The sequence below is a fragment of the Psychrobacter nivimaris genome (assembly GCF_043419765.1).
In the GTDB taxonomy this organism is placed as follows: Bacteria; Pseudomonadota; Gammaproteobacteria; order Pseudomonadales; family Moraxellaceae; genus Psychrobacter.
The window spans coordinates 523,558-545,111 of record NZ_JBHOFX010000003.1; the positions used below are offsets into that span (position 1 = coordinate 523,558).

General features: G+C 43.1%; 20 protein-coding genes. 13 read left to right on the forward strand and 7 right to left on the reverse strand.

The window, feature by feature from the left end:
- Positions 1 to 406 precede the first annotated feature (406 nt).
- A complete protein-coding gene (locus ACHEVO_RS08960; protein WP_057757673.1) occupies positions 407 to 769 on the forward strand; it encodes a septal ring lytic transglycosylase RlpA family protein in 363 nt (120 codons plus the stop codon).
- Between the two features lie 72 nt (positions 770 to 841).
- Here ACHEVO_RS08960 and ACHEVO_RS08965 read toward each other — a convergent pair whose 3' ends face one another.
- Positions 842 to 2,863 (reverse strand): ATP-binding cassette domain-containing protein, encoded by a 2,022-nt coding sequence (locus ACHEVO_RS08965; RefSeq protein WP_394124664.1) that lies wholly within the window; start codon positions 2,861 to 2,863, stop codon positions 842 to 844.
- A gap of 661 nt (positions 2,864 to 3,524) precedes the next feature.
- Here ACHEVO_RS08965 and erpA point away from each other — a divergent pair.
- The 8 genes from erpA to ACHEVO_RS09005 all read left to right on the forward strand — a co-directional run bounded on the left by erpA (position 3,525) and on the right by ACHEVO_RS09005 (position 12,061).
- Positions 3,525 to 3,905 (forward strand): iron-sulfur cluster insertion protein ErpA, encoded by a 381-nt coding sequence (erpA, locus tag ACHEVO_RS08970; protein WP_057757666.1) that lies wholly within the window; start codon positions 3,525 to 3,527, stop codon positions 3,903 to 3,905.
- Positions 3,906 to 4,258: 353 nt separating this feature from the next.
- Positions 4,259 to 5,833, forward strand: a complete 1,575-nt coding sequence (gene gshA / locus ACHEVO_RS08975) for a glutamate--cysteine ligase (RefSeq protein ID WP_394124665.1) — start codon at positions 4,259 to 4,261, stop codon at positions 5,831 to 5,833.
- Positions 5,834 to 6,000: 167 nt separating this feature from the next.
- Positions 6,001 to 6,513, forward strand: a complete 513-nt coding sequence (locus ACHEVO_RS08980; protein WP_102078206.1) for a disulfide bond formation protein B — start codon at positions 6,001 to 6,003, stop codon at positions 6,511 to 6,513.
- A gap of 436 nt (positions 6,514 to 6,949) precedes the next feature.
- Positions 6,950 to 7,594: a copper resistance protein NlpE N-terminal domain-containing protein gene (locus tag ACHEVO_RS08985; RefSeq protein ID WP_394124666.1), complete on the forward strand. Its 645-nt coding sequence runs from the start codon at positions 6,950 to 6,952 to the stop codon at positions 7,592 to 7,594.
- Positions 7,595 to 7,855: 261 nt separating this feature from the next.
- On the forward strand, positions 7,856 to 9,337 hold the full coding sequence (mpl, locus tag ACHEVO_RS08990) for a UDP-N-acetylmuramate:L-alanyl-gamma-D-glutamyl-meso-diaminopimelate ligase (RefSeq protein WP_394124667.1): 1,482 nt from the start codon (positions 7,856 to 7,858) through the stop codon (positions 9,335 to 9,337).
- A 358-nt stretch (positions 9,338 to 9,695) separates the two neighbouring features.
- Positions 9,696 to 9,950, forward strand: coding sequence for a GlsB/YeaQ/YmgE family stress response membrane protein (locus tag ACHEVO_RS08995; RefSeq protein ID WP_057757652.1), 255 nt, complete (start codon positions 9,696 to 9,698; stop codon positions 9,948 to 9,950).
- A gap of 234 nt (positions 9,951 to 10,184) precedes the next feature.
- The gene (def, locus tag ACHEVO_RS09000) at positions 10,185 to 10,739 is read left to right on the forward strand and encodes a peptide deformylase (protein WP_057757649.1); all 555 of its coding nucleotides are present in this window, start codon (positions 10,185 to 10,187) and stop codon (positions 10,737 to 10,739) included.
- Between the two features lie 146 nt (positions 10,740 to 10,885).
- A complete protein-coding gene (locus ACHEVO_RS09005) occupies positions 10,886 to 12,061 on the forward strand; it encodes a type III PLP-dependent enzyme (protein ID WP_394124744.1) in 1,176 nt (391 codons plus the stop codon).
- 79 nt (positions 12,062 to 12,140) lie between these two features.
- Here ACHEVO_RS09005 and ACHEVO_RS09010 read toward each other — a convergent pair whose 3' ends face one another.
- The 4 genes from ACHEVO_RS09010 to ACHEVO_RS09025 form a co-directional block, all read right to left on the reverse strand.
- Positions 12,141 to 13,061 carry a hypothetical protein gene (locus ACHEVO_RS09010; protein WP_394124668.1) on the reverse strand — a complete coding sequence of 307 codons (921 nt, stop codon included), beginning with the start codon at positions 13,059 to 13,061 and terminating at the stop codon, positions 12,141 to 12,143.
- Between the two features lie 77 nt (positions 13,062 to 13,138).
- A complete protein-coding gene (dapB, locus tag ACHEVO_RS09015; RefSeq protein WP_394124669.1) occupies positions 13,139 to 13,969 on the reverse strand; it encodes a 4-hydroxy-tetrahydrodipicolinate reductase in 831 nt (276 codons plus the stop codon).
- Positions 13,970 to 14,142: 173 nt separating this feature from the next.
- Positions 14,143 to 15,279, reverse strand: a complete 1,137-nt coding sequence (dnaJ, locus tag ACHEVO_RS09020) for a molecular chaperone DnaJ (RefSeq protein WP_057757637.1) — start codon at positions 15,277 to 15,279, stop codon at positions 14,143 to 14,145.
- Between the two features lie 251 nt (positions 15,280 to 15,530).
- Positions 15,531 to 15,659 (reverse strand): hypothetical protein, encoded by a 129-nt coding sequence (locus ACHEVO_RS09025; RefSeq protein WP_267442830.1) that lies wholly within the window; start codon positions 15,657 to 15,659, stop codon positions 15,531 to 15,533.
- Positions 15,660 to 15,702: 43 nt separating this feature from the next.
- On the opposite strand from ACHEVO_RS09025, the gene ACHEVO_RS09030 reads away from it, so the two are divergent.
- The gene (locus ACHEVO_RS09030; RefSeq protein ID WP_394124670.1) at positions 15,703 to 16,353 is read left to right on the forward strand and encodes a DUF2939 domain-containing protein; all 651 of its coding nucleotides are present in this window, start codon (positions 15,703 to 15,705) and stop codon (positions 16,351 to 16,353) included.
- Positions 16,354 to 16,508: 155 nt separating this feature from the next.
- On the opposite strand, the gene ACHEVO_RS09035 is transcribed toward ACHEVO_RS09030, so the two are convergent.
- A complete protein-coding gene (locus ACHEVO_RS09035; RefSeq protein WP_394124671.1) occupies positions 16,509 to 17,573 on the reverse strand; it encodes a disulfide isomerase DsbC N-terminal domain-containing protein in 1,065 nt (354 codons plus the stop codon).
- 377 nt (positions 17,574 to 17,950) lie between these two features.
- Positions 17,951 to 18,655 carry a pseudouridine synthase gene (locus ACHEVO_RS09040; protein WP_057757631.1) on the reverse strand — a complete coding sequence of 235 codons (705 nt, stop codon included), beginning with the start codon at positions 18,653 to 18,655 and terminating at the stop codon, positions 17,951 to 17,953.
- Positions 18,656 to 18,851: 196 nt separating this feature from the next.
- On the opposite strand from ACHEVO_RS09040, the gene ACHEVO_RS09045 reads away from it, so the two are divergent.
- The 3 genes from ACHEVO_RS09045 to ACHEVO_RS09055 all read left to right on the forward strand — a co-directional run bounded on the left by ACHEVO_RS09045 (position 18,852) and on the right by ACHEVO_RS09055 (position 21,391).
- Entirely contained in the window at positions 18,852 to 19,454 is a 603-nt protein-coding gene (locus ACHEVO_RS09045) for a YigZ family protein (RefSeq protein WP_394124672.1), read from the forward strand.
- Positions 19,455 to 19,682: 228 nt separating this feature from the next.
- Positions 19,683 to 20,780, forward strand: a complete 1,098-nt coding sequence (locus tag ACHEVO_RS09050) for a YheT family hydrolase (protein ID WP_394124673.1) — start codon at positions 19,683 to 19,685, stop codon at positions 20,778 to 20,780.
- 59 nt (positions 20,781 to 20,839) lie between these two features.
- A complete protein-coding gene (locus tag ACHEVO_RS09055) occupies positions 20,840 to 21,391 on the forward strand; it encodes an acyl-CoA thioesterase (protein ID WP_057757622.1) in 552 nt (183 codons plus the stop codon).
- Positions 21,392 to 21,554: the final 163 nt, after the last annotated feature.

The window sequence follows — 21,554 nt, forward strand, 5'->3', positions numbered from 1 at the left end:
AAAAATTTTCTATTTACAGGGTAGTAAGAATATAGCAAGGTTTTTTTACATTATATTATCTATTACTATTTGAGTTTTCATAACGATAATTATGCTATATCGATAGATTTGGTCTTTATATATTACCTATTTATATTGCGTTGTTGGCTTTCCAGTATTTTGTCGGCTTCTTTATGAGAATCACTCTTTATAAGTCTAATCCTAGTATCTACGTCATCATTATTTTTGCTAAAAAATAGTTATTTTTCCTTAAAAAACAGCTATTTGACCTCATGAGTTTTTTACACGGCAGTAATAATATGACAAGCTAGCTCTTGTAGAATCCCCTATTATTCATACTCATAGGGAGTATAGATAACGTAGGCAAAAGCATCTGTCTATTTTATTAATTGCTTAAAGGTATTAAATGTCTTATTTAATCAAGTCTTTGGTTGTCACTTTATCGCTACTACTTAGCACCACAGTTTTCGCAGCCAATACTAGTTACTACGGTAGTAAGTTTCATGGTAAGCGCACAGCTAGTGGCAGTATCTTCAATATGAACTCATTAACCGCTGCACATCGTACGTTACCGTTCGGCACGAAGGTACAAGTAACCAATCAAAAGACAAAGCAGAGCGTCGTTGTAAAAATCACGGACAGAGGACCTTTTATTAGAGGTCGTATCCTTGATTTATCAAAAGCCGCTGCTGGTGAAATAAACTGTCAGCTTTGTACGACCACGATGGAAATACTGTCGTACGGTGATGGCAAATATCGTAAGGAATAATGTAATAAAAAAGGGATGGCTTATGCCATCCCTTTTTTATGTCTGCTTATGTAACTAACTATCTAGAACGCTTTATGCGAACTTAGCTTCCATCTCTTCTAAAGTCGTCATTGATAGTAGTAATTTCTCTTCATTGTCGCTATGCTGCTGCTGTAGCGCTGTTTGCTCATTGAGTAATACAAGTAGGTCAGACTTACGGCTCTCTTCGTATAGCTCGGTATCAGCCAGTTTTTCTTCCAGCATTACAAGCTGCTTATCAATCTTAGCCAGGGTCTTTTCTGTTTCCTCTATCTCGCGGCGGATAGGTGCAGTCATTTTACGCTGTTCAGCGGCTAGTTTACGCTGCTCTTCTTTACTAAGCGCAGGCGTCACAGCTTTACTGTTTGACGAATTATCAGATGCCTTGTTGCTTACTTGGCTATTATCTGTTTCACGTGAAACAAACTTCTTACTCTCTTTTTTGCTTTTTTTCTTACCTGTATTCTTATCTGATGCGTTCTCTTGCTTGCGCTTCTCTGCTAGCCATTTACCATAGTCACCAATGTCGCCATCGAACTCTTCGATAATACCATCGTGTACCAGATACAGCTCATCACAGACATTAGCAATCAACTCTCGATCATGCGAGACCAGTACCACTGCACCTTTAAAGCCTTGTAAGGCGATAGTCAATGCTTGACGCATTTGTAAGTCTAAATGGTTGGTAGGCTCATCGAGTACAAGGACGTTTGGACGCTGCCAAACAATCAATGCCAAGGTCAAACGCGCACGCTCACCACCTGAAAATAGCTCGCTTGGTGTATCAATACGCTCACCGCGGAAATCAAAGCTACCCAAAAACGAGCGTAGCATCGCATCAGAGGTTTTGCCTGCTAGGCGACGTAACATCTCTATAGGCGTTGCTTTGGCATCTAGGATATCCATTTGATGCTGATTGAAATAGCCTAGCTTTAGGGTATCCGAAACACGATACTTCCCTGTTAGTACGCCAAGCTCACCGACTAAGGCTTTAATCAGCGTTGATTTACCAGCGCCATTCATACCTAGTAAGCCAAGACGGGTATCAGGTGTCACTTGTACATTGGCATTGTGTAGAAGCGGTGTCTCACTATAGCCAATATCTGCGTTGGTCAGCTCAATCAGCGGTGAGCTCATGTTTGCAGGCTCATAAAACTGGAACGAGAAAGGGTTATCAGCCATCATTGGTGACAGCTCTGCCATACGCTCTAACTGCTTAATACGGCTCTGTGCTTGCTTAGCTTTACTGGCTTTAGCACGGAAACGACGAATAAAGTCATCCAAGTGAGCCTTGGTCGCTTCTTGCTTTTCAAACGCTTGCTGCTGCTGCGCCATACGTTCGTGACGGGTACGGATAAACTGCTGATAGTTACCGGTATATAGGGTAATTTTTTGTTGCTCTACATGCAGGATATGACCGACTGTCGCGTCCAAAAACGCTTGATCATGCGAAATGACAATGACCAGACCCATATAAGCATTGATCCATGTCTCAAGCCACAGGATAGCATCCAAATCCAAATGGTTGGTTGGCTCATCGAGTAACATCAAGTCAGCACGGCTCATTAAGGTTTTGGCGAGGTTTAAGCGCATACGCCAACCACCAGAAAACCCTTCTACCGGCAGCTCATGCTGGCTAGTCTTAAAACCAAGACCTGCCATAATTTGTGCCGCTTTGGTTGGCGTACGATATCCGTCGATTTCATCAAACTGCTGGTGTAGCACACCAATTTGCTCATCACTCACGCTGCTCAAATCATTTAGCGCAGCATTAATCTCATACCACTGCTCATCACCGCTCAATACATAATCGATTGCAGACTGCGTCGTAGCACCAACTTCCTGTGCCATGTGCGCCACATGCCAGCTATCAGGAATACTGACTTCACCTTTATCAAGGGTGACCTCTGTATCGCCTGTACCCATCTGCGTCAGTAGTAGCGCAAATAAGGTAGATTTGCCTGTGCCGTTGTTGCCCGTCAGTCCAACTTTGTGACCTGGATGGAGCTGAAAGCTTGCACCTGCAAACAATTCACGACCATCACGGCGAACACCAACGTCTTTAAATTCGATCATATAATTTCTTCATCTCAACAATAATATAGATATAGGGCAATAAGAAACACACATAGGGTATGCCAACTGGCGGCTATTATTTCAAACGCTTGCTCCATAGGCAAACAATTAAATAACTATTTCAAAACTAAGTATTTATTACGCCAAACACCTTAAGTTGCACAAGCGACTCTTGAGCTCATACATGGTTGTTACTATTATAAAGGTTATGGCCGTAAAATACCGTAATATGACTAATAAGCTTTAAGACTGTCTAATATTATTAAGTAGTGTTTTATATAGTCACACGCTATTATTTTTTAGTCTGGTTATTGGTTTAGCCCATTGACGCAGTTATTTTAAAAAATACAATATCAAAATTGGGACACTGCTATTCATTAGTAAAATTCAATAGTTGCATCACTCTTGACAAACGAATCCGCACCCCCATTATGATATACTGCTAAAAGATAAGTGCCCTCTATCAATAGAGCCAATAAAATGTTGTGGTGGCACAAATACTATTTTGAAATTGTACAAACAGCTTATAATGCACTAATAGCTTTGCCATAATGACAGCACCCAATTAAATCAAACGCCGTGCGTATTTTTATTTGCAAGTACCCTATTGCAAACTCAAACAGGACGACGACCGCATTTGATCCTAGCAACTGAGGTAGATATGAACGAATCAGCCAACCAATTTAGTCCAAGCTCAAGCCAGCCAGTAGACCCAACCGTATTAAGCCTAACCGACAGTGCGGCGCAAAAAGTACGCCGTCTACGCGAAGAAGAAGGCGATAGCGATCTTATGTTACGTGTCTATGTGACGGGTGGCGGTTGTTCTGGTTTCTCTTACGGGTTTAACTTTGCCAACGATCTAAACGAAGACGATGCCAATTTTGATAATGGTGATGTGACGTTAGTCGTCGATTCGCTAAGCTATCAATACTTGCAAGGCTCGACCGTTGACTATACTGAAGGACTGGAAGGCGCACGTTTTGTGGTGACCAATCCAAATGCCACGACCACGTGCGGCTGCGGTTCGTCATTCTCTATATAAGCCAAATAGACGCGGTCGCGCTATGGTTATTAAGATAATGCGGTAGTATGCCAATACTATGTCAAATGGCTTGTAGGCATAATGAACAAAGCATCTATCTCTCAGGTAGATGCTTTTTTTATCAAAATGTCTGGCCAGAATAACGCTGTATTCGAGATGAATTTGTATTAAAAACAGGGTCAAAATCCTCACAAATCGCGTTGCCTAAAGCTTATCGTATTTGTAATTGTCCGTGGTTTTCAAGACAGCTTTGAGCTAAACTGACGGAATTATTGACCTAACATTTACCTATTTTATGGACAAACGCTTATCGTGTTTTGATCCGCCATAATAAATAACAATAGATGACTATTATGAGTAATTTTGCGAGTAGCTTTGTTAATTTCGAAATCCCTAATTGGTTTGATAGCCAACACTTAACGGGTATGCTCCGCGGTATTGAAAAAGAGGGCCTGCGCGTAAAGCCTGATGGTTTCTTGGCACAGACCCCGCATCCAGCCAAACTTGGATCAAAACTTACTCATCCTTTTATTACTACCGATTACTCAGAAAGCCTGCTTGAGCTCATCACTGAACCAAAGTCCTCACCAAAAGAAACCCTTAATATGCTGCGCCAATTGCACGTATTAGTCTATCAGGGCATACCTGAAGGTGAGCTGATGTGGCCATTATCGATGCCTTGTATGTTGTCTTCTAAAGATGAGGATATCCCACTAGCTGATTATGGTAGCTCTAATACGGGTAAGCTAAAAACCCTATATCGTAGTGGACTTGGTATTCGCTATGGTCGTCGCATGCAGACGATTGCTGGTTTGCATTACAACTTATCTTTTGGTGATACGTTGTTTGAGACATGGCAAGCCCAAACACCGACTGCACAAAGCCAAACATTGACAGAGTTTAAAAACGAAAAATACCTAGGGTTGATTCGCAACTTTAAACGTCTAACCAGCCTTGTTTTATATTTGCTAGGTGCCAGTCCAAGCGTATGTCCTTGTTTCTTGGCAGGGCGTGAGCACGATTTAGAATTGCTTAATGATTCGACCTATTACAAACCTGCTGCGACTAGCCTGCGTATGGGCAAGCTTGGCTATACCAATAGTGTGCAAGAGCAGCTTGATATCCGTTATAACTATCTGCCGGAATATGTCGATGGTCTACGCCGTGCCATTCAAACACCGCACGAAAGCTTTGCTAAGCTTGGCTTAGAAGACGAAGATGGCAATCCAATCCAAATCAACAATCATATTTTACAAATAGAAAACGAGTACTACAGCCCTATTCGTCCTAAACAAATCGCGATGAGCGGTGAAACACCAACCGAAGCGCTTGAGCGTCGCGGTATCGCCTATGTCGAATTCCGTGCTATCGATCTTGACCCATACAGTGACGTAGGTATTCGCCTATCTAGTGCTTGCTTCTTGGAAGTGATGGCGCTGTATTGCCTGTTCAGTGACTCACCAGACCTGCTACCTGAAGAAGAAGATACACTCGCTATCAATCTTGAGCGTGTGGTCAATGAAGGTCGCCGTGATGATTTGCACATTATCAATAATGGTCAAGAGCAGTCACTTGAAAGCTGGATGCTCACGCATCTAGAACGTATGCAGCCACTTGCTGCACTGCTTGATGCTCACTACGGTGGTAACGATTACCGTGCGGCCGTAGCATTGATGCAAGGCAAAGCAGGACACTCTGAGTCGACTATCTCTGCACAAGTAAATTCCGACAGTAAACGCTTAGGCAGCTTATGGCAGCTTGGATTTACATTGGCTCAGCAGCATCGCGAGTCTTTACTACAGCAGACACTTAGTCCAAATACCCAAGCTAAATACGAGGTATTGGCAGAAAAATCTATCTTGCAGCAAGCTGAGATTGAGCAGTCTGAAACAGAAGACTTTATGGAATTTTTACAGCAGTATCGCTAAGCTTTGATTGCTAGCTTTTAACTGCCAGTTATTGATTGCTGAGTTCTGATGACTAGTTTTCGATTGCTAAGGTCTAATTGCTAAGTCCTGACTATGAAATTTTGACTGCTTAATCTCGATTGCTACCCTACATCTATTATAGATAAACCCATAAGAGTAACCGCACAATGCGACAGCTAACCACTTACCGTAACCTGCAAGTATTTTTGGTGATAATGGCCATCATAGGCATGAGTTTTGCGCTGTTTTATCTACAGCGTCATTTAGGGCTTTCACCTTGCCCGCTCTGTATTTTTCAGCGTGTTGGTCTAATCGTCATGGGCGGATTCGCCCTGATATCAGCGTTGTTTAATCCTAAATCTAAAGTAATAAGACTACTATTATGGCTTGGTAGTCTAGTAGGTATCGGCTGGGCAACTGCGGTAGCAGCACGCCATGTATGGCTGCAACATTTACCTGCTGACCAAGTACCTTCTTGTGGTCCAGGACTGAACTATTGGCTTGATACCCTCCCTATCCTACAAGTATTCAAAGAAGTATTTGCAGGATCTGGTGAATGTGCCTCTGTTGATTGGACGCTTATGGGATTAAGTATTCCTGAGCAGTCGTTGATTCTATTTAGTGTGCTACTGATCGTACATGTCTTGATATTAATGCGTATCGTAAAATCTTCCAAGTAGTATCTTATGACTTAACAAGACGTTAGGTTTCTTTCCTAGTTCTGCTTTTAAAATAGACATTGCTATCTTCGATACAATGTCTATTTTTTTGTCTACTATTAACCCGCCCTTACAACCCATATTAGCGTTACCAACAGGTATCGCTCATGTCAACTTATGCCTTTTAGATATAAAGCCAACAACAAAAAGCCCACAGAGATATTTTCAAGCCTTTGATATCTTTAGACAGCTTACCTTATAAACGGATAAGCATTAGATATTTGTCGCTTTCTACTCATAAGCTATCTGTATTTTGAATATAAGATAATGCTATCAAGTTCTTAATTTATATTATTACTACGCGCCCATGCCTTATTATCCTTATCTTTGACAATGGCTTTACGTTGTCGATAGTATAGATGAGCTTGAAAAATACTTGTTAAAAACTGTTTTTGGTATGACCATGATATATTTTGCTCCCGTTCGCTCTACTACGCTTGCTATCGTAAAACGGTGGCGTCCTTCGTTACTTGTAGCGTCACTATGCGTGCTACTCGTAGGCTGTGATAGTGCCTCTTCCAGTACCGATAAAGACATGGTATCTACGCTTGCGTCGACTGGTTCTGAGTCGCAGGATGCTTCACAATCATTGCAAGATGACAATGCTAAAAATGCTGAGCTAGCGAGTAATGATGAGACAGGCGATATGGTGGAAGGGCAATCATTAATTGCTGCTGCTCAGTCAAATAAAGATACCTATGCAGACATCTCTCTGGAGCGATCAGAAGCAAAAAGCAGTATGCTGCAAGCAACATTGATGGGCGATTATGGCGGTATGGTCTCTTGTACAGATTGCGACAGTATCGACGTTACATTGAACTTATTCGCCGATGGTTCCGTACTAAAAGCAAGTTACTATCATAATCCTGAAAAACCAAAAACACCCCTACTCGAATCCGGTATCTACCGACAAGACAATGATAAAATCACCATTGTCTATGAAGGGAAAAATATCGAGACCTACCATATCCAAGACAACCACTTGATACGGATTGATGAACACGATAATTTAGAGGATGACTATACGTTATCACGAAAATAAAAGCGTCATCATGCTGACTGTTAGTTGGCGTATCTCTACATACTAAAACGACCAAATTACATTAGCTACATAGCGCCTACTTGTTAGGCGTTTTTTATTGGTCATCGAACAGGGTTTACTTTACAATGATTGCTTGTTTGCCCAGCTGATATATTGGTCATTGTTTATCAAAGTGGTTATTTTTACTGATAACAGCTAGGCACCTCACACTTTATTTTATTCGCTCTCTATTCTTTTCATTCAAGCGCGTACGGAACGTCTATGCATATTCATATCCTTGGTATTTGTGGTACTTTTATGGGCTCACTGGCATTGCTAGCACGTGCGCTTGGGCATACGGTCACAGGTTCAGATGCCAATGTCTATCCTCCTATGTCCACTCAACTCGAAAATGCTGGCGTGACTATAGAAGAAGGCTATCTGGTAGAGCACTTGCAACCAACGCCAGACTTAGTGGTTGTTGGGAACGCGATGAAACGCGGCATGGATGTGATTGAGTATATGCTAGATAATGGCTTGCGCTATACCTCAGGTCCGCAGTTCTTATCTGAGCAAGTATTGCAGTCACGCCACGTAATCGCTGTTGCAGGTACGCATGGCAAGACCACAACCACGACGATGCTTGCTTGGATATTACATTATGCTGGTATCGATGCAGGGTTTTTGATTGGCGGTGTGCCATTGGTTGATACGACTGACAAGCACTTACAGCAAGTGTTCGCGCACAGCAGCTATTTGGGTGCTGATAAAAGCGATGATGATAAATCTGGTTACTTTGTGATTGAAGCAGATGAGTACGACTCTGCCTTCTTTGATAAGCGCTCGAAGTTCGTTCACTATCGTCCGCGTACTGCTATTTTGAATAACCTTGAGTTTGATCATGCAGATATTTTTGCGGATCTCAATGCAATACAGACTCAGTTTCACCATATGGTGCGTATGATTCCAAGCACTGGCAAAATTATTATGCCAGCCGCGACCATTAGTTTAGAAGATACGCTAGCGAAAGGGGTTTGGACACCTATCTGGCGTTCTGCCGTCATCGACTCTACTTTAGCTGATACCAGCGAAAATACGCGTGCTTTAAAAGATAGTAGCGATTGGCAGGCTGAGCTAATTCAAGAAGACGGTAGCCAGTTCAAAGTCAATTTTGCCGCTAATGAAGAAGCAACTGCTATCGTAAACTGGTCAATGAGCGGTATCCATAACGTCAACAATGCATTAGTTGCTGTGGCTGCGGCCTATGATGTTGGGGTCAGTGTTGAGACTGCCTGTGCTGCTTTATCAGATTTTGCTGGTATCAAGCGCCGGATGGAGTTGATTGGCGACGTCAATGACATCTTAGTCTTTGATGATTTTGCTCATCATCCAACGGCTATTACAACCACATTAGATGGTGCCAAAAAGAAGCTGGCTGATAGACGTATTTGGGCTATCATTGAGCCGCGTAGCAACACCATGAAAATGGGCATTCATCAAGACAGCTTGGCTCAATCAGCGGCACTTGCTGACTACACGTTATGGTACGAGCCTACCGGTTTGGAATGGGGCTTAAAAGAGGTCATCGAAAAAGCTAAGGCTACTAGCGACGCTATCGGCAACCAACAAGTGCTATCAAGCATTGATGCTATTATTGAGCATATCGGCAGTCATGCAAAAGCAGGTGATGCGATTGTGGTCATGTCAAATGGCGGTTTTGAAGGGATTCATCAGCGTTTGTTAACCTCACTACATAATGGTTAACGCTTCTAGCTAAAATAAAGAAGCAGCTCTTATAAATAAACAGTTCTTCTTATTCTCTTATGTACAAACGCAGCTCATCTAATAGATGGCTGCGTTTTTTACTTCTAATATTTATATGCCTTCATTATATGAATTTGGCACTACAGATACCACGTTGATAAATGCTGTTAGCACCACTGCTACCTTTGTAACCTTTCGTTTACTTATTGCCCTTACTCGATAGCAAATCAGACTTTTTCCTCACATAGCCCCTACAGTAGTAACATTTTATGCTTACTTTTGCGTCCAGGGAGTGTTTACAATAGATTTATCAAAACTTGTAACACATTATAAATATTAATAATATTAGGAGAGTAACATGAGCTTTATTTGGATGATTATTGTAGGTTTAGTCGCAGGTTTATTAGCACGTGCTATCAAACCAGGTAATGACCCTATGGGTTGGATTATGACTATCGTATTGGGTATCGTTGGTGCAATGCTAGGTGGTTTCCTAGCTGGCCTAATCGGTATCAACGCTGATGGCGGTTTCACTGGTCTTATATTCTCAGTAATTGGTGCAATTATCTTATTGTTCCTATATGAAATGATTGTAAACAAACGCCGTGCATAATTAGTCATAAGCCATGCATAGTTTAGTCATAAATGATTACTAGCTAATTAAAATACTATATAAACAAAGCCTTGCATTAAGCAGGGCTTTTTTATGCCATTTATCATCGATAATTTAGTCTTTCTATATGCATATAGCATCATATGACTGCGAAAGTATTGATAAGCATTACTTTTGTCCCCATTTATCTTATAATATCAACCCTATTTTGTCCTTATCATTGAGGTGAGCGTTATGGCACTACTCCCTATCTTAAGTTACCCAGATCCTCGCTTGCGTACTATCGCCAAGCCTGTCAAGGAAGTGACTGCTGAAATCAAAACCTTAATCGCAGACATGATCGAGACGATGTATGATGCTCAAGGCATCGGGCTTGCAGCCAGTCAAGTGGATCATCATATTCAGCTTATCGTTATGGATTTGTCTGAAGACAAAAGCTCTCCTAGAGTTTTTATCAATCCAAAAGTCACGCCACTGGTAGAAGAAAAGCAACCGTATGAAGAAGGCTGCTTATCTGTACCTGATGTCTATGACAAAGTCGAACGTCCTAATAAGGTCCGTATCGAAGCGTTAGACGGTAACGGTGAGGTCATCGATGAGGTAGTTGAAGGATTGCTTGCTGTTTGTATTCAGCATGAAATGGATCATCTCAATGGCGTAATCTTCGTTGACTACTTGTCTCGTCTTAAACAGACGCGTGCTCGTGATAAAGTCCGCAAAGTTCTTAAAATACGTGAAAAGCAAGAAGCTCAATCAGCAGAAAAACAGACACAAGCCGTCAATTCTTAAAGCTCTACTCTTTATTCTTATCTCTTTATTTCGTCTTTATCCTTCACATAGTTACGTCTACAGTGGGTGTTAATATTTAGCATTCACTGTTTGGCGATAATTTTTCTAACCGATACAGTTTCCACAAAAGGTTTACTACTATGACAATGATCAAAATTGACCAATATTTTGAACCTGCCAGCTGGCAGAAATTCACCAAGGCTGCTGAAGGTCGCGAGACGCCTTTCTTAGTAGTTGACCTTAGTCGTATCGAAACCAAATACCATGAGATGGTAAGCCTGTTTCCTAATGCAAAATTGCATTATGCAATGAAAGCTAGCCCTGCAGTGGAAGTAATCGATCTACTAGCAAACCTTGGTTCAAACTTTGACTGTGCCTCTATTTATGAGCTTGATCGCGTGCTTGGTTGCGGCGTTGAGCCATCGCGCATCTCGTATGGCAACACCATCAAAAAAGCTGAGCATGTCAAATATGCCTTTGAGAAAGGCATCGATCTATATGCGACTGACTCAGAAGCGGATCTAAAAAACATTGCCAAACACGCTCCAGGCTCTAAAGTGTTTGTGCGTATCTTGGTGCAAGGATCAGAGACAGCAGAATGGCCATTATCACGTAAGTTTGGTTGCCATCCTAATATGGCAATCGACCTACTGGTTCAAGCACGCGAGTTGGGCTTGGTTCCTTATGGTATCTCGTTCCACGTCGGTAGCCAGCAAAAAGACGTCGCTGCATGGGATGATGCATTATCCAAAGTTAAATATATGTTTGACTGGATGAAGAACGAAGAAGGTATCAAGCTGCAAATGATCAATTTGGGTGGCGGCTTCCCGACCAATTACATCAGCGAAGTTAACCCTATCAAAGTCTATGCGGAAGAGATTACCAGCTATCTGACTGACGATTATGATGATGACGAAATGCCAGAGATTATTTTAGAGCCGGGTCGTTCGTTGGTTGGTGGTTCAGGCGTTTTGGTCAGTGATGTGGTACTGATCTCTCGTAAGTCTGATACCGATTTGACTCGTTGGGTATATACCGACGTTGGTCTATTCCAAGGCTTAATCGAGACGCTAGGTGAAGCTATCAAGTACCCTGTCTATACGCCTAAGATGGAAACGTCTACCAGTGAAGGTACTGTGGTGTTGGCAGGTCCAACTTGTGACTCAACTGATATTATGTATGAAGAAGCAGGTTATCAGCTACCAGAAGAGCTTGAGATTGGTGACAAAATCTACTGGCTCACCACTGGTGCTTATACCAACTCTTACTCATCGGTAGAGTTCAATGGCTTCCCACCGCTTGAAGTGGTCTATATTGATTAGTGCTTAATATTGTTCCACAAAAAAGCGCGGCACGGTTAATACCCGTGTCGCGCTTTTTTTGTGCGTAACGACTTAGTAACTAGTCAACTCGCAAAGAAATAGGCACGCTATTATTAGTATTACGGCTACCGTTGCTGGTGCTACTGCTTGAGTTTTGTGAAACTTGTCCAATCGTCACCCATTGTCCACGTGGTACGATAATCGTACTGTTCAATCTTTGACCTCGAATAGCATTGCTAGCACTGCCAGTAGAATTGTTAGTAGAACTCATGTGATTATAAGGTGAATTCGGCTGCACTAACCTTTCTTCCACTTGTGAAAGTTGTATTTCTACCTGCCCGCTAGGCAGCAGTCTTGGTGTGACGGCAATCCCTTGTGTCGTTGGTAGTAGTATTTGCTGCTGAATCACAATCTGTGGTTTGAAGTTATCGTTAGCTGAACGATGATAAGTTAAATGGTTATTAGCATTGTAGGTTTGAGTTAGCGAGTAGAGCGTACCTGTGCTGATACTCGCCGCACTGCCAGATAGTGTTTGTACTTGATATAGATTATTACCCTGCTGCTGGCTGCTACGCTGACTAATGCCCCCTGCACCTTGAATACCGCGATTAGTGATAATGACTTGACCCTGCTGAATACTACCTTGCCCGCTACTACTATTGCCAACACGTACGGCGACCGTCAATGCCTGTGGCTGACGGTCAATCTGAGACAACAATTGCTGTACCGCCTGATAATTGCGTACCGTCGTTCGCAGTACCAATTTATCTTGATAGGTAGTCACCGTACCACCGTCTGCGCTACTATTTAATTGTTGCCTAACTGCAGGTAACAGACTAGCCCCACCATAAGTATGGATAACATAGGTTTGAGAAGTACTGGCTTGTACGCTAATTGGTAGAACCGCTAGACTCAGTGCAAAGGCTGATAGGCTTGCAAGGTTGGTGGTACAAAAAGTATTTATCAGTTTATGCCTAACATAACGTTTGATACTATTCATACCTGCTCCCTTGCTGCTATTAAGTCATCGAGCTATCAGTTATAACGCTAAACTTGACCGTCAACCATAAATAGTCGTTAGTCACTTAATCCAAGTACATCTTGCATGTTGTACTGACCTACTTCCTGCTCAACAACCCAAGTTGCGGCACGTACGGCACCAGCGGCAAATGTCATGCGCGCGCGTGCACGATGGGTAATCTCGACCACTTCGCCATCTGCGATAAACATCACAGTATGGTCGCCTACAATTTCGCCACCACGTACTGCGTGAATACCAATTGTCCCAGATTCGCGCTCGCCAGTTTGTCCTTCGCGGCCATAAATAGCGACGTCTTTTAAGTTCTGTCCGCGGGCTTCTGCGACGGCTTCAGCCATCATATATGCCGTACCAGAAGGCGCATCAATTTTATGCTTATGATGTGCCTCAATGATTTCTACATCAGCATCATTACCAAACGCTTTGGCAGCCATACCGAGTAGCTTCAATGATAAATTAACGCCTGTCGAATAGTTGCCCGCATATACGATAGTGATTTTCTCACTTGCTTTTGCCAGTACTTGTTCTTGCTGTTCATTGAATCCTGTGGTACCGATGACCATAGCGACATTATATTCAGCACAAACTTGCATGTTTTTTTCAGTGGCGTCAGGCAAGCTAAAATCAATCAGTACATCGATATCGTTAATCACAGCGGCTAAGTCATCAACGATTTGCACATTTAAATGGCCGATAGCAGCAACTTCGCCGGCATCTGCTCCGACTAAGCTAGAGCCTTGACGCTCAATCGCTGCTGTTAATGTAGTTTGCGGGTTATTCTGTACTGCCTCGATAAGCATACGACCCATACGCCCGCCTGCACCGATTACCCCAACGTTGATAGATTTAGTATTTACTTGTTCGCTCATGTTTTTACCTTAGATTTTTTATATTTGATGAAACTATTTTTGACTATCATTTATCGTAAGTTTAGCAAATATCATCACACGAAGGGCTTTTTATACCATCAATAAAAAACCCAAAGGTTTCATGTGAAACCTTTGGGCTTATTTTAATACTAGTTACTTAGTTAGACTATTTCTTAATCGAACAAGTCGCCGATTTTTTTAAAGAATGACTTTTTATGTGGCGACTGTTGATGCTTGCTGTCATCATCCAAAGTGTCTTGGAATTGGCGTAACAAGTCTTTTTGCTCACGAGTCAGATTCACTGGCGTTTCGATAACCACACGGCAAATCAAGTCACCTTTCATGGTAGTACGGACTGGCGTTACGCCTTTGCCGCGTACACGCAGCAACTTACCGCTTTGCGTACCTTCTGCCACTTTGATTTTTACTTTACCATCTAAGGTTGGGATTTCGACTTCTTTACCCAATGCTGCATCAGTGATGCTTACTGGCACATCCATATATAGGTCAGCGCCTTGACGGGTAAAGACATTGTGCTGTTTGACCCGTACTTCGACATATAGATCGCCATTTTGTACGCCAGCGCCGCCCGCTTCACCTTCGCCTGCTAGACGAACGCGATCACCATCATCGACGCCTGCAGGGATAGAAACTTCTAACGTGCGTGATTTGTCTTTTACGCCATTGCCATGACAGTCTGAACAAGGGTTTTTGATCTGTTTACCAGTACCGCCGCAATGAGGACAAGCTTGCTGTACCGCAAAGAAACCTTGCTGCATACGTACTTGACCTTGGCCATGACAAGTCTGACAGGTAACCACATCGGAAGCATTTTTTGCCCCTTTACCATCACAGGTATCACAAGGCGCAGGAGCCGTGAAACTGATTTCTTTTTTGCAGCCACGTACGGCTTCTTCTAATGTCAGCTCAATCACATAACGCAAGTCAGAGCCGCGACGCGAACGCCCACCGCCGCCACCACGCTGCTGACCAAAGATATCACCGAAGTTACCAAAGATATCGCCAAAGATATCTTGGAAGTTACCGCCACCTGCGCCGCCGAAGCCGCCGCCACCCATGCCGTTTTCAAAAGCTGCATGGCCCATACGGTCGTAGGCTGAACGTTTCTCTTCATCACTCAATACTTCATAAGCCATTGAAGCTTCTTTGAATTTGTCTTCCGAATCAGGATCATCAGAGTTGCGATCTGGATGGTATTTCATGGCAAGCTTACGGTAGGCTCGCTTAATTTCTTTGCTGTCAGCGGTCTTGCTGACACCTAATATTTCATAAAAATCGCGCTTACTCATGCTCTCTCCTATCGTCTTTACAGCCACACCGGTTCGTCAAATCATCAGCTCAATTGATAATTGTCTTAATCTTATTCATGATTCTTAGCCATCAGATATGTATAACGTTTCACATGAAACATAACAATTCATTATGCTATAGAACCATAATGCTTAGACTTAACCAACAAATACGGTGAAGGCTGCTTAGCCAAATCAATTATAAAAAGTTTGCGCTATTTATGGAGATGGTCTGCTGATTTATCAAGCTCTTAAATGATGAAATTAGCAGTTGGCATTGCTGCGGCAAAAGCCAAACGATTCATTAAGGTTACTGCAAAGCTTTTCGTACCTGAGCGGTGCATAGTCGTGCTAATATTTACCGTCACATCTACGGTCATTTATACTCATAGTGATGACGCTTGCGACAAGGTATCAAGTCTTATGAAAAAGCTGGTTATTCTATTAATCATCATTGCGGTAGCAGTGTATGCAGGCTCGCCTTACTACAGTGCTTATCAGCTCAAAAACGCTTATGATGATAAAGACGGTGCCACTATCGCAGCGGCTATTGATTATGAGCAAGTGCGACCAAGCGTTCAAAATCAGCTAACCAGCCAATTTGCGACGACAATGACTAAGTATCCACTAATTTCTGAATTGGGCGGTGAGCCGTTGACCAAAGCCGCGAATGGTTTTATCGCGCAGGCAGTTGAAGGGGCCATCACGCCGCAAAATATCGAAAAGGTGATTAATACCCAAGGTCAAGCCAATACAGCAACCAAAGAGCTAGCCGCAGCATGGGCCATCGCTAGCGATCAAGTCGACTTGAAAAACCTAATTCAGAACTTAATCATTCAGCGCGGTGATGTCGATGCCGTGGTCAAAAGCCAAATGCAGCAAGTCATGAAAAAACAAGCTGCCGAACTTGAGCAGCAAGTCGCCCAAGGCAATGACAGTGAGAAGCCAACGCTGGGCTACTGCGGTATCAACTGCTTTAGTATTAGTGGTCAGGTAAAAGGCTACCCTCTCACTATCGAGATGCAGCGTGAAGGGCTTATCAATTGGAAAATCGTTGATATCGTCTTACCATAGAACATTCAAAAAGCTTTTGAGATGTAAAAATGTCTGAATAGAACCATAAAAAACCGCCTTATGAACTGATTCATAAGGCGGCTTTTTATGACTGGGCTTAACCGTCTAATATCTTAAAATTTTGAACTGCTGAAGCACTTAACCCTACCAATCGATTATTCAACACCCAAGAATTCTAAAAATTCTGGACTCTCAAAACTCGCCTGATACAGCACGCCATCTTCACGATAGATGGCAGGCGTCGCCATCACAGCAAGTCCAGCTGCTTTTTCACGATTGGGTGTCACATGGTCAACTGTACAACTTGCTGATGCAGGCGTCATTTCACCCTGTAGCATCGCCTTATCAAATGCCTGACGACGACTGTCTTCATTCGCTTGGCACCAGATACCACGCATCTGCTTCGGTGACGCCTCATATATCGGATAGCCAATGACATTAACCGTCACGCCTTTTGCATTGAGTGATGGCACTTGCTGATGCAAGCGGCGGCAGTAAGGGCAGTTCACATCATCTGCCACATAGATGACGGCTCTCTCAGTAGTGGTCGCTGGATAAGTAATCAGCTGGCTTTTGTCCAATGACGCAAACACAGACTGGTTTTTGCGTTTTTCAAAGTTCTCATCGAGGCCGATAAATTGACCATTTTCGATGACTGATATTTCACCATCGGTAATATACTGCGCATCGTCCGATAGTAAAAACGGCACGCCTTCTAGCGTTGCACCCCAGATGACACCCGGTACTGCGGTATAAAAGAATGGTGTTTTAGCGCTCATATTCTTAAGCGCACTCATATTTGCTAGCATGTCAGACTTGACACTCGTATTGACAGGTTTGCCTACTTGCGCACTCGTGCTACGTACTGGCGTTTTAGTGATAACTTGCTTACTTGGGTTTTTCTGTAGCTCACCCTGTATGACGTAACGACCATCTTCGGTGATGTGCAGCGGCAACTGGCCAGCCAAATTGACTTGATACATATTGGGCAGTTTGGATGGCACAATAGAAGTAATCTGTGTTTTGATACCTGCTTGGGTCAGTACTTGGCGCAATCGCTTATCAACAGTCGCACTCACTGCTTGAGCTGCTTGTGAATTTGTAGTGCTTTGCGTTACGTTATTGCTATTAGCATCCGCTGAACTTGGCTGAGCGCAAGCAGTGGTTGCTAATAGTATGATGCTGATTAGGCTAGCGGACTTTAATACAGGTAATGTCACAGAGAGATTCCTATCTGGTTTTTAATAATGACGATTTTCGATATTAAGACCAATTCCAAAGCTATTACTAACTGAAAGGTAGCAATCCACTTTCTGATTAGTCAGATTTTTAGAGTTGGTTTAAGGGGTGTCTGTCATAAAAATATAGATAAAAAAGACTGTAGCATATGGGATAGTTTTGCAAAGCACAAAATGGCTAAAGTCGCAAAACTGCTACTTAGCTTTAAGAGATAGGCAACACAGGTAGGTAGTAGACATAAATACAATATAGCAGACCGCAAAAAGCAGCACACTGGGTAGCGGCTGCTAATGGGTTTAAAACAATAATTTCAAGACAAATACTAAGGCCAAAGCTTAATAGTTTCAGTGCTCATTTATTAAAATTTGGCAACTTCTTCTGGCGTTAAGAAACGGCTATCGCCTTTTTCTAGGCCTTCTAGATTGATATGACCGATACTGGCGCGATGCAGCTCAGTGACTCGATTACCGAAGTAACCCATCATACGTTTGACCTGATGGTATTTGCCCTGCTCCAATGTTAGGCGTGCATGTTTTTCATCGATGAACTCAAGGACAGCAGGCTTGGTTGGCTCGTAATCCCCTTCAAGCAAGATGCCTTCCGCCACTTTCTTCACGGCTTTTTCTTGTGCATCACTGTCCATTGCATCTGCCAAAGTCAGCTCGTACACCTTTGCATGCTCATGCTTAGGACTGGTGACACGGTGCAGCCAGCCGCCATCATCACTCATGAGCAATGCGCCAGTAGTATCGACATCGAGACGTCCAGCGATACGCAGGCTACCCAATTCTGGTACAGCAATCAGTTCGGTGACAATTGGATACTCTTTAACTTTTAGCGTGCACTCGAAGCCTTCAGGCTTATATAACAAGATATAGCGATTGCCCGCAGCAACCGACAATGGCTCGCCTGCCCACATCACATCATCATTGACGACATCAACATGTAGACCAGGATCTTTAACCACTTGATCATTTACGGTAATTTCGCCGGCGTGCATGATCTTTTTTGACTCTTTACGCGACAGCTCGGTGGCTTTACTAATGAATTTATCTAAACGCATACTATTTACTACCATCGGTTTTATTATACCAGCCCTAAATCAGAAACTAACGACGCCAGCACTCAGCCGTGAGCGGCTCGTTATCTTCGATGGTTAGAAATGGTACTATAATGAAAAATTAAATGAACACTGTGCTCAATACAAAGCCAGTGAAAGTCAGACCAGTTTAACATATCCAACCTAAGCCTGATGAAATATGAGCTATCAAACACTAAAACGTGCCGTTACCACGCGACTCGAAATTAAAAAATCTGAGTTTATCGCTTACGCCTATCCGGTAACCTCTCGCGAGCAAGCAATGTTTCACGTGGAACAACTGCGCGAGCAATATGCCGATGCACGGCATTTTTGTTGGGCATACATCATCGGTGATCCAGATAATACCACTAGTGCTGGTTTCGATGATGATGGTGAGCCAAGCGGTACAGCGGGTCGACCGATATTGAATGTATTGCAGCATAAGTCGATCGGCAACGTAATTGTCATCGTGGTGCGTTATTTCGGTGGTATCAAATTGGGCGCTGGCGGTCTGACGCGTGCTTATGCAGGCTCTGCCCAAGCGGCCGTCGACGAGATGATACTAAACCCTTATGTACCGATGACCCAGATTCAAATACTGGCAGAGTTTGCGACTGAAGCGCAATGCCGCTATATGATAGAGAGCCTTGGCGGTCATATCGACGATGTCTCCTATAGCAAACAAGTGACCTTAACCGCCACACTTGCTGAAGCAGATGTCGAAAATTTAAAAGCGCGCTTAGCAATGGATGGTCGAGTATTGGATAAACCAGAAGACTAAAAATCTGACTAGCTATTCTCGTCGCAAATTTTGGACAGTTCTGTGTTCAATATATTTATTCGTTAAATTGTTTCAGTAGCTGTTTTCAATAACTGTTTTCAATAACTGTTTTCAGTAATCATGCGTTCACTGAAAATTATTGGTTTTCACAGGTACTGGCGTTATGATAAAAAACCCTTATCACACTACTCTATTTATTTTTTCACGATCATTAAATAAGACCAATATATGTCAACTTCAACCAAACCTTTTTCTCCAGCACCTTTTAAGCCGCCCTTTTGGCTAACCAATCCACACTTACAAAGCATCTTGCCTAAGTTTTTCGCGCCAAAGGCACCGACCTACCGCCGTGTGGTCGAAAAAGACTCACTGGACGAGAGCGATGTTGCCTATGATTTCTATGATGCGCATCCTGTAGAAGTGTCAAAAAATGGTGAGCTTGAGCAAACCCCATTGATTGTCCTCTTCCACGGGATGGAAGGCAGTAGTGACAGTCATTACGCTCGCGCACTGGCGTACCAAATGCACGCGCAGGGCTGGCACTTTGTGGTGGCACATTTCCGTAGTTGCGGCGGTATTCCTGCTAGTGGCACGGTGTTCTACAACGCAGGCGACACTGACGAGGTGCATCATGCGCTACAGAATTTGCGTGAGCAGTATGCCAATATCTATGCGGTTGGCGTCTCATTAGGTGGCAATGCACTGGCCAAATACATGGGCGAATATGAGGACAAAGTCCTATGTAAAGGTGCTGTTGTCATCTCCGCGCCAGTCGATATGTCTTCAGCTGCCATTACTATGCACAGCTTTTTGAGTCATCGTATCTATACGCCTTATCTGCTTAACCCAATTATCAAAAAAGCATTGGCGAACGACCTTACGCAAGATGAAATCAACTCTATCAAAGCTGCCAATCGTATCAGTGATTTCGATGATATCTTTACCGCGCCGCGTCACGGATATCGCTCCAAAAACGACTATTATCATACCGCATCCGCCATGCCATATTTGCGCAACGTCACTCACCCTCTGCTATTAATCAGTGCAAAAGACGATCCTTTTATTGGCTTCACTGCTACCCCAAACGATGTCTCTGAGAGTGTCACTATCTTAGATACTGACCACGGTGGGCACATTGGTTATTTGCGTTATCGCTCAGACAACGGTCAGTCCAAAAACAAATCGTCTGTCACCAATGATAAAGAGTCGAAGATTTCAAAATTCGATATCAACTGGATACCTGAAACTGTCAGCGCTTATTTTAATTGGATTGGTGTGGCTTCTACTAGCGAACCTTCTCAAGGTGTGATCTCTGACAATAAATAATCACTGTCATCAATGACAAAATAATAACGCCAACGTTCATAACTTTTTGAGAGTGTTTTATGTACCCATTTATCCGTTATGCTAGCACCATTGCTCATGCTGCCCTAAAGGCAAAAAAAGGCGACACACTGACGTTTAAGGACACCAGTGAAATTCAGTTTCGCTGCCGCTTATCCGATATAGATAATTTTTTGGAGATGAATAACGGCCGCGTATTTACGCTGTATGATTTGGGTCGTATGGACTTTGCAGTACGGACTGGGCTTGGCAAGCAGTTGTTAAAACAACGCTGGGGTTTGGTCATCGCTGGCAGCACTATTCAATACCGTAAGCGTATTCGCGCCTTTCAAAAAGTCACGCTCAAAACCAAAATCGTCGGTATCGACGCGCGCTGGCTGTATATTGAGCAATCAATGTGGGTCAAAGGACAGCCCTGCTCATCTGGACTACTGCGTACGGGTGTTACTAAGGGTGGTAGAGTGATCGACACGGCACAAGTACTGGCTGCACTTGGCCAATCTGACTGGGACCTACCGCCAACGGGTTACGTGGCTGAGTGGATCAAAAGTGATGCTGATCGTCCGTGGCCGCCTGTCGATACAGCTGACTAACTTAACGTTATAAGCTAGAAATTCATTACTTTTAACTTATTTAACAGATAGTACAAGCAAGCAACCTTATAGCTACTATTTCATAACAACTCATTATATAAATACATATAATAAATGTTAGGATAGTAGTGAGTACATACTCAGACAAAACAAATATAGTCTT